Annotated in this window: 1 protein-coding gene; it reads left to right on the top strand. The window is 45.7% G+C overall.

The features are described 5' to 3' along the window. Positions 1-314: 314 nt before the first annotated feature. Positions 315-2,249, top strand: a complete 1,935-nt coding sequence (locus BMY60_RS14940) for a putative bifunctional diguanylate cyclase/phosphodiesterase (RefSeq protein WP_090334696.1) — start codon at positions 315-317, stop codon at positions 2,247-2,249. The last annotated feature ends 206 nt before the right edge of the window (positions 2,250-2,455 follow it).

Below are 2,455 nucleotides of genomic sequence, written 5' to 3' on the forward strand. Positions count from 1 at the left end.
CTATTCATCACCACTTCTGATGACCGGAATGCATTCCAAACATGCTCAAGCTTCGTTAGTATCAACAATAGATACTTTCGAAGAATGGGCGCACGAGAAGGAATATCAGAGACCAGGGTCTGCTCATCAACGGTTACAATAATTCTCTAATTAACGATAAACAACGTGAGGAAACAATGATGAATGACGCAATTAAAGAATTTTTAGTGAAGATGATATGCTTGGTAAGTTGGTACTGCGTTTAGCATGGATATTTTTATACTGTCCCATGCGGTAATAAATTTTACTGCCCACAAATCGACCATAAGCCATATATGACATACAGTATTAATAAGTCGAATAAAGACAATTCGAATTCAGTGGCAACGGATGAACAATTGCTAACAAAATTCGAGCGAGCTGTCTGTGCCCTTAAAACTTTGAGCGCGGGCAATCGTACTTTATTGCACGCTTCTGACGAGCAAGAACTGCTGTACGATATGTGCCAGGTCATCGTAAAAAAAGGGGGATATCGTTTTGCTGCCGTCGCATATGCGGAGCACGATAAAGACAAAAGTATCCGCTGGATGGAAACAATCGGTATAGATAAAGCGTTCATGGAAACGCTTAATTACTCTTGGAGTGATACAGAAATGGATCGTTCGGCGGTTGCCACTGCGATTCGCACCAATCAGCCCTGCGTTGGCAGGCGCATTCTCACCGATTCACTCTATGAAGCTCCCGCTTATATACCCCTGCGTGAAAATGCAATCAAGTCAGGCTATGCTGCAGTTACCGCTTTTCCTCTACATGCAAGCGGAGAAGTACTTGGTGCCTTGGTTATGGGTGCAACAGAACCTGATGCTTTTGATGACGAAGAGGTCAGCTTGCTCAGCGAATTAGCCGATGATCTGGCGTATGGCGTTGCCAACCTTCGCATGCGTATCCAGCATCAGGCAGCCGAGGCTACTATAGCTCGTCTAGCCTACTATGACCCCCTAACCGAATTACCCAATCGTACCTTCATGCTTGAGCGCTTACAAGATGCTATTCACACTGCAAAACAACAACATCATGCCCTCGCTCTGTTGCATCTAAATATTGTCCGTTTGCGTGGAATCAACCAAGTCCTGGGCTATCGCTCCGGTGATCAATTGCTGCAACAGTTAACTCAACGCTTGAAGCATACCCTGAAAGAAAGCGACTTTCTGGCCCGAGTGGGAGAAAGCGAGTTTGCCTTGTTCTTGCACACCGAAGAGGCTGATTATGCCATTCGAGTTGCACAACGGCTTGCTAAAGTCTTGCATGATTCTGTGGAAGTGGCGGGGCTGATGATCGATCCGCGCGTCAGTATAGGCATTGCCCTTTACCCTGAGCACGCCAACGAGGCTGATACTTTGCTGCGGCGTGCCAATGCCGCAACCAATGATGTTTGTCTCGCTCGAGGCGGTTATGCGCTGTACAAAGGGGGGCGGGAGCAAGAATGTGCCCGGCGCTTATCCCTAATTGGAGATTTACGTCAGGCGATAAAGCAAAATGAGTTATTATTGTATTGTCAGCCTAAGGTCGATATTGCGTCGCAGCGCGTATGTGGAGCCGAAGCTTTGGTGCGTTGGCAACATCCCGTACATGGCATGCTCTCAACTATGGAATTCATCAAGCTTGCTGAGTATGCCGGTTTGATTACTCCTTTGACCCATTGGATGCTTGATGCCGTTTTTAGACAAAGTCATGCCTGGTATAAAGAGGGTCTAGAGCGGCCGCTGGCAGTGAATTTGTCCGTGCATGATTTGTACGATCCGTTACTCGTCGATCGCATTCAAGATCTTTTTTCCACCTGGAGTATTAGTCCTGAACTAATTCAGTTTGAATTGACAGAGAGTGTCTTGATGGAAGAACCTTCGGTGGCATTGGATGCGTTGACTAAACTAAAGAAACTCGGCATTCGGTTATTCATTGATGACTTTGGCACGGGATATTCTAGTCTGAGTTATTTGCAAAAGTTGCCTGTAGATTCAATCAAGATTGATCAGTCATTTGTCATGCCAATGGCTACAAACAACAATTCGGCTGTGATTGTGCGTTCAACCATTGAACTTGCACATAATCTGGGTTTGGAAGTGGTGGCAGAAGGAGTGGATAATCAAGCTGTATGGGACCTCTTGGCAACGATGGGGGGTGAAGTGGCGCAAGGTTATCTGGTTAGTATGCCAATACCAGCTGAGCAATTCAACAATTGGGAAGATGAATGGATACGTATGTCAGGGTAGGTAGCTCCTCTATATGCCGGTATTGATACAGTTTTTGTCATGATCGCGAGGTTGAGCGCGGCTTTTCTTCGATGGAATAACTGATTCGATTTCATTGACTTCGCAGTGTTTGAGACTGTCCCACTAACTGTGTAAATGTCTATCATTAGATTTTTAAAAGGATAGACGATGAATAAAAAGGAATTGGAGCAATTTGCCCGCAAGGC

It is taken from the genome of Nitrosomonas sp. Nm51, assembly GCF_900111165.1.
Lineage (GTDB): Bacteria > Pseudomonadota > Gammaproteobacteria > Burkholderiales > Nitrosomonadaceae > Nitrosomonas.